This window comes from uncultured Aquincola sp., from assembly GCF_964001545.1.
Taxonomy (GTDB): Bacteria; Pseudomonadota; Gammaproteobacteria; order Burkholderiales; family Burkholderiaceae_C; genus Aquincola.
Genome location: NZ_CAXFDV010000724.1, coordinates 1 through 6992, shown reverse-complemented (window position 1 = coordinate 6992; position 6992 = coordinate 1). Strand labels below are relative to the sequence as shown.

Below are 6992 nucleotides of genomic sequence, written 5' to 3'. Positions count from 1 at the left end.
GCACTGTTCGAGGACAGCAACCAGTCGCTGCTGAGCCGCCAGCTCAATGCGCTGGAGCGCGAGTGCGGCACGCGCCTGTTCACCCGCACCGGCCGCGGCGTGGAGCTCTCAGAAGTGGGCCGGCGCATCTTTCCGCAGGTCAAGGCGCTGCTGGCCGACGCGCAGCAGCTGGAACGCGAGATCCGCGGCGAGGCGCATGAACTCAGCGGCCGCGTGACGGTGGGCCTGCTGCCGTCGATCGGCTCGCCGCTGGTGGGGCGACTGTTCAAGGACATGCGGGCGCAACACCCCAAGCTGGGCCTGAAGATCCTGGAAGGCTCCAGCGGCCAGGTGGAAGAGTGGCTGGCCGATGCCCGCATCGAAATCGCCATCCTCTACCGCTATGGCGCCAGCCTGCCCGAGCATGAAGAGGCCCTGGCCACGGTGGACAGCTACCTGATCGGCCCGCGCGGCGACCGCCTGACGGCCGCGGCCGAGCTGCCCTTGACCGCGCTGCACGAGCTGCCCTTCATCCTGCCCAGCGCGCCCAACGGCCTGCGCACCGCGCTGGATGCGATGGCGCGGCAGGCCCACATCACGCTGGTGCCCGCGATCGAGGCCGACAGCCTGCCGCTGCAAAAGCTGCTGGTGGCGCAGGAGCGGCTGTACACCGTGCTGCCGCTGCATGCGGTGTGGCAAGAGCTGCAGGAAGGCCGGCTGCAGGCCGCGCGCCTGGTCAACCCGCCGCTGCAGCGCAGCGTGAGCATGGCACTGGCGCGGCAGAAAGGCCCGGCCAAGGCCGTGAGCGCAGTGGCGGCGCAGATCGTGCGCATCGTCGGCGACATGGCGCGCAGCGGCATGTGGCGCTCCAGCCAGCCGGGCTTGCCGCCGGCGGCATAGCAGCCTTGCGGGGCAGCCGCTCTCGCCGGGGCGCGGCGCCGATTAAGCTCGGCGCTGCCGGCCGCCGCCGGCCCGCAGTTGTCTAGACAGGAACACGCCCCGCCCATGCCCCGCATCAGCCTGCCCCACCCCGACACGATGACGCCCGAGCAGCGGCGGGTGCACGACAGCATCGTCAACGGCCCGCGCGGCCGCATCCAGGGCCCACTGCGCGCGGCGCTGCACAACCCTGAGCTGGCCGAGCGCTGGTCGGCACTGGGTGCGCTGCTGCGCTACGGCACCGGTCTCAGCCGCCGGCAGGCGGAGCTGGCCATCCTGGTGACCGGCCGCGCCAGCCAGTCGCCCTTCGAGTGGTACGCACACGAGATCGAGGCCGAGAAGGCCGGCATCGAACGCGTGGTGATCGACGCGCTGCTGCAGCAACGCCTGCCCGAAGGCCTGGACGAGACCGACACCGTGATCGTGCAGGTGGCGATGGAACTCAAGCGCCTGCACTCCATCACCGACGACACCTATGCCCGCGCGCTGGCCCTGCTGGGCGAGCGCACGCTGGTGGAGCTGACCGCGCTGGTGGGCTACTACACCATGGTGGCGATGACACTGAACGCGCACGAGATTCCGCTGCCCGAAGGCGTGGCGCCCGCCTTTGCGCTGCCGCAGCACCAGGCGCGCGCATGACCGCGGCCGACACCCTGCTGACCGGCTGGGACTGCCACGCCCACCTGTTCGGCCCCTACGACCGCTACCCGCTGGCGGCCGACCGCAGCTACACGCCACCCGAGGCGCCGCAGGCCGACTATGCGGCGCTGCTGCAGCGCCTGGGCCTGGGCCATGGCGTGCTGGTGCACCCCAGCGCTTACGGCACCGACCTTTCACTGCTGCTGGACACCTTGGCCGAACGGCCGGCCTGGCGCGGCGTGATCGTCACCCGGCCCGGCGACCTGCCCACGCTGCAAGGCCTGCACGCACGCGGCGTGCGCGCGGCGCGCTTCAGCCACCGCAGCGGCGCGGGCGGCAACTTTGCCGGCAGTGCCAGCCTGGCCGACCTGCAGGCTCTGGCGCCCGCGCTGGCCGATGCCAGCCTGCATGCCGAGCTGTGGACCGACACCGCCGCCCTGCCCGCCATCGCCGACACCCTCCGCGCGCTGCCGGTGCCGGTGGTCATCGACCACATGGGCGGCTTCGACCTGCAGGCCGGCCCGCAGGCGCCGGGCTTTCAGGTGCTGCGCCAGCTGCTGGCCGAAGGCCGGGTGCATGTGAAGCTGTGCGTCTACCGCAACCTGCCCGGCCAGGCCCTGACGCCCGAGAGCGGCCAGGCCGCCCTGCCCTTCCTGCAGGCCCTGCTGCAGGCCAATCCGCAGCAGCTGCTGTGGGGCAGCGACTGGCCGCACCTGCGCGTGCAGCCGGTGCCCGATGCGAATGCGCTGCTGCAGTGGTTGAAGGACGGTGTGGCTGACGACGCCGTGCTGCAGCACATCCTTCACCACAACCCGCAGCGGCTGTACGGCTGAGAGCCGCCGGCAACGGCTGAACGGCCAGACGACAAAAAGCCGGCGCAAGCGCCGGCTCTTCATGCCTGGGTCAGGCGAAGTCGATTACTTCGTGCCACCGGTGGTCGGCTGGGTGCCGTTGTTTTCCATCGTGCCGGTGCCACGGGGGTTGGTGTTGCTGTTGTTGGTGGTGCTGCCCATGGCCGGGGTGCTGCCCTTGGTGGACGACATGCCCGACGAAGAGCCCGAGGTGCTGTTCGTCTGGTAGGTGCCGTTGTTTTCCTTGGTGCCCGTGCCCATCGGGTTGGTGTTGCTGTTCATCGTGGTGGGCTTGCCGGCCTTCTCGCGCATGGCCTTGCCGTGCTTCTTGTCCATCTTGCCGTCGGCGGCGGTCATGCCGTTGGCGGTGTCGGCGTGGGCGCCGCTGCTCAGCTGGTTGTTGGTGGTGCCGGGCACCGCGGTGGCCGAGCCCTGAGCGTGGGCGATGCCGAAGGTGCCGGCGAGGGCGGCGGCGGCGATGAGGCTGGTGATGCGCTTGTTCATGTGTCTTGCTCCGTCAGTGGTTGTGGGGTACCGACCGATGTCGATCGGCCTGAGTGCACTCTAGGAGCCGGGGCTCGCCCCACGCGTCGGGCACCCCCGCCGCCGCCTGTAGGACAGGGGCGCCGCCGTGCGTGGGGCGCCCTGCCCTTCACTGCCAGCCGAAGCGCCGGCTGTAGAAGGCCTTCATCGCCTGCGTGAGCCCCATGTAGCCCAGCAGGATGGCCGCCAGGATGGGGAAGTAGGTCCACGGCAGCGCCTGCAGCTTGAAGTAGTGCGCCAGCGGACCCATCGGCAGGAAGATGCCGATGGCCATGATCAGCAGCGTCATCGCCATCAAGGCGCCACCCGGCCGGCTTTGCAGGAACGGGATGCGGCGGGTGCGGATCATGTGCACCACCAGCGTCTGCGTCATCAGCCCTTCGACGAACCAGCCCGACTGGAACAGCGTCTGGTGCTCGGGCGTGTTGGCTTTGAACACCCAGGCCATCACCATGAAGGTGATGATGTCGAACACCGAACTCACCGGCCCGAAGAACAGCATGAAGCGGCCGATGTCCGCCGGGTTCCACTGCTGCGGCTGGGCCACCAGCTCGGGGTCGACGTTGTCGAACGGGATGGCCACCTGCGAGAAGTCGTACAGCAGGTTCTGCACCAGCAGGTGCATCGGCAGCATCGGCAGGAACGGGATGAAGGCGCTGGCCACCAGCACCGAGAACACGTTGCCGAAGTTGGAGCTGGCCGTCATCTTGATGTACTTGAGCATGTTGGCGAAGGTCTTGCGCCCTTCCACCACGCCCTCCTCCAGCACCATCAGGCTCTTTTCCAGCAGGATGATGTCGGCCGCCTCCTTGGCGATGTCCACCGCCGAATCCACCGAGATGCCGATGTCCGCCGCCCGCAGGGCCGGCGCGTCGTTGATGCCGTCACCCATGAAGCCCACCACATGGCCGTTGGCCTTGAGCGCCCGCACGATGCGCTCCTTGTGGGCCGGCGTGAGCTTGGCGAAGATGGCATGCGACTCGACCGACAGCGCCAGCTCCGCGTCGCTCATGCGCTCCACGTCCGAGCCCAGCACCGTGGCCTCGTCCTTCAGGCCCACCTCGCGGCAGATCTTGGCCGTGACGCGTTCGTTGTCGCCGGTGAGCACCTTCACCTTCACGCCATGCTCGGCCAGGGCCTGCAGCGCCGGCCGGGTGGAAGACTTCGGCGGATCGAGGAAGGCCACGTAGCCGATCAGCGTCAGCCCCGCTTCGTCGGCCACGCCATAGGTCTGCTGCGTGGGCGGCAGGTCCTTGGCGGCCACGGCCACCACGCGCAGGCCGTCGTCGTTCAGGGCAGCGGTCACACGGCGCACGCGGGCGAGCAGCTCAACGGTCAAGGGCTCGTCCACGCTGCCATGGCGGGCCTGGCTGCACACGGCCAGGATCTCCTCTACCGCGCCCTTGCAGATCAGGCGGTGGTGGTCGTCACGCTCGGCCACCACCACCGACATGCGGCGGCGCTGGAAGTCGAACGGGATCTCGTCCACCTTGCGGAAGTTGGCGGCCGGCGCCAGCGCGCGGTCCACCTCGGTGTGCTCGAGCACGGCCACGTCCAGCAGGTTCTTCAGGCCCGTCTGGTAGTGGCTGTTGAGGTAGGCGGCTTCCAGCACTTCGTCAGAAGGCTCGCCCCAGATGTCGGTGTGGCGCGACAGGAAGATGCGGTCCTGCGTCAGCGTGCCGGTCTTGTCGGTGCACAGCACGTCCATCGCGCCGAAGTTCTGGATGGCGTCCAGCCGCTTGACGATGACCTTGCGCCGCGACAGCAGCACCGCGCCCTTGGCCAGCGTGGAGGTGACGATCATCGGCAGCATCTCGGGCGTCAGGCCGACGGCGATGGACATGGCGAACAGGAACGCCTCGGTCCAGTCGCCCTTGGTGAAGCCGTTGATGAACAGCACCAGCGGCGCCATCACGAACATGAAGCGGATGAGCAGCCAGGCCACCTGGTTGACGCCGGCCTGGAACTGCGTGGGCGTGCGGTCGGTGGCGGTGGCGCGCTGGGCCAGCGCGCCGAAGTAGGTGGCGCCGCCGGTGCCCACCACCACCGCGGTGGCCGAGCCCGAGACCACGTTGGTGCCCATGAAGACGATGTTCTCCAGGTCCAGCGGGTTGGCGGTATCCAGCGCCTGGTGCACCGCGAACTTTTCCACCGGCAGCGATTCGCCGGTCATCGCAGCCTGGGCCACGAACAAGTCCTTGGCCGACAGCAGCCGGCAATCGGCCGGGATCATGTCGCCGGCCGACAGCAGCAGCACGTCGCCCGGCACCAGGTCGGCAATCGGCAGCTCCACCGTCTGCGCCGGCTGCGGATGCAGCCGCACCTCGAAGAACATGCGCGCTTCTTCGGCCGCGTCTTCGGCCAGGTCGCGGCGCAGCACCGTGGCGGTGTTGCTGACCATGGCCTTGAGCTGGTCGGCCGCCTTGTTGGACCGCCGCTCCTGCACGAAGCGGATGGCCACCGACAGCACCACCATCGAGCCGATGACGAGGGTGGCCTTCATGTCCTCGGTGACGTAGCTGACCACGGCCAGCAGCGTGAGCAGCAGGTCGAAGGGCGTGCGGTAGCAGTGCCACAGGTGCAGCCACCAGGGCGGCGCCTTGTCCTGCTCCACCAGGTTGTGGCCCACGCGTTGGCGGATGGCCTCGGCCTGCGAGGCGCTGAGGCCATCGGCATGCGAGCCCAGGCGCTGCAGCAGCGCGGCAGGCGCCTCGGTGGCGGCACGGGCCAACGTGGGGCCCAGGGCGGGCGGCAGCGCCTGGCCGGGGCTGGCCTCGCGCAGGCTTTCCAGCATCAACAGCCGGCGGAAGTGGCGGCCGATGCCGCGGCTGCGAACAAAGCTCGCGAAGAGCGCTTGAAGGGTGGCGATGGCCATGGTCTGCTCCCTCGGCCGCCGCCCGCTGTGGTTCACAGGCGCAGGCTCGGCCCTACACCGACCCTGCGAAGGGTCGAAGCAAGTACAAGCGGAGTGCGGGACCCGGCCCGCAGCCAATGCTGGGCCGGAAGTGCCGCCTTCCGCCGGATGAAGATCCGGCGAAGGCGGCGCAGCGCGTGAAGGCGCTAGGCCACCATGCCGGACGAGTGCCGCCTGGGCGGGCAACTGTCACTGTCCACGGGTGGTGTTCCGAAGTGGGGAAGCCGGCACTCTACTGCGCGCCATGCGGCACTGCAACATAGGTCAGCGGCTGAAGCGTGCTGCAGGCTGTCGGGTAGCTGTCGGTGATGCGCGGCCGCTGCGTGCAAGATCCCTTCAGCCGGCCTTTTGCACCTTCACGCCGCCGGCGCGCAAGGCCGTGAGCACCTTGGTGCTTGTGTGCGCAGGCACCACCAGCATCGACAGCTCACGCATCGGTGCGATGACGTAGGCCGAGGCGCTGAGCAGCTTCTCGGCGGAGGCCAGCACCACCGTTTCCGCGGCGCGTGCATGCAGCGCGCGCTTGACGTCGGCTTCTTCGGCATCGCCCGTGCTCAGCCCCGCTTCGGGGTGCACGCCAGTGACGCCCATGAAAAACAGATCGGCACGAAAGCGCGCGGCCGCCTCGATCACCGAGGCGCCCACGTTCACCATCGAGTGCCGGAACAGCCGGCCGCCCAGCATGAGGATGTCGATCCGCGGGTGCGCCGCCAGCGCCACGGCCACGTTGGGGCTGTGGGTGATGACCGTGGCGCGCAGGTCGGGCGGCAGGTGGCGCGCCAGCTGCAAGGCCGTGGTGCCGCCATCGAGGATGACCACCTGGCCGGGCTGGATCAAGCCGGCGCCGTAGCGCGCCAGCGCTTCTTTGTCGTCGGACGACACCTGCTGGCGCAGCTGCAGATCGCCGGTGGCGACCGAGGCCGGCAGCGCCCCGCCGTGCACCCGCTGCAGCTTGCCCAGCTGCGCCAGTTCGCGCAGGTCGCGGCGGATGGTGTCTTCCGAGATGCCCAGCTCAGCGGCCAGATCGGCGGCGACGACCTGGCCCTGCGTGGACAGGCGGCTGAGGATGAGCTGTTTGCGCTGGGCGGTGAGCATGGCGTCGATGGTCTCTTGCGCACATGAACGTG

General features: G+C 69.4%; 6 protein-coding genes. 3 read left to right on the top strand and 3 right to left on the bottom strand.

The window, feature by feature from the left end:
- From ABNT58_RS25530 to ABNT58_RS25520, 3 genes are all read left to right on the top strand, one after another.
- On the top strand, window positions 1-879 hold an 879-nt coding region (locus ABNT58_RS25530), incomplete at its 5' end, for a LysR substrate-binding domain-containing protein (RefSeq protein ID WP_348756188.1).
- 105 nt (window positions 880-984) lie between these two features.
- Window positions 985-1557 (top strand): carboxymuconolactone decarboxylase family protein, encoded by a 573-nt coding sequence (locus ABNT58_RS25525; protein ID WP_348756187.1) that lies wholly within the window; start codon window positions 985-987, stop codon window positions 1555-1557.
- Window positions 1554-2390 carry an amidohydrolase family protein gene (locus tag ABNT58_RS25520; RefSeq protein WP_348756186.1) on the top strand — a complete coding sequence of 279 codons (837 nt, stop codon included), beginning with the start codon at window positions 1554-1556 and terminating at the stop codon, window positions 2388-2390. The genes ABNT58_RS25525 and ABNT58_RS25520 overlap by 4 nt, the downstream gene beginning before the upstream one ends.
- Window positions 2391-2474: 84 nt before the next feature.
- Here ABNT58_RS25520 and ABNT58_RS25515 read toward each other — a convergent pair whose 3' ends face one another.
- The 3 genes from ABNT58_RS25515 to ABNT58_RS25505 all read right to left on the bottom strand — a co-directional run bounded on the left by ABNT58_RS25515 (window position 2475) and on the right by ABNT58_RS25505 (window position 6960).
- The gene (locus tag ABNT58_RS25515; RefSeq protein ID WP_348756185.1) at window positions 2475-2912 is read right to left on the bottom strand and encodes a hypothetical protein; all 438 of its coding nucleotides are present in this window, start codon (window positions 2910-2912) and stop codon (window positions 2475-2477) included.
- Between the two features lie 148 nt (window positions 2913-3060).
- A complete protein-coding gene (gene mgtA, locus ABNT58_RS25510; RefSeq protein WP_348756184.1) occupies window positions 3061-5826 on the bottom strand; it encodes a magnesium-translocating P-type ATPase in 2766 nt (921 codons plus the stop codon).
- A gap of 375 nt (window positions 5827-6201) precedes the next feature.
- Window positions 6202-6960, bottom strand: coding sequence for a DeoR/GlpR family DNA-binding transcription regulator (locus ABNT58_RS25505; protein WP_348756189.1), 759 nt, complete (start codon window positions 6958-6960; stop codon window positions 6202-6204).
- Window positions 6961-6992 lie beyond the last annotated feature (32 nt).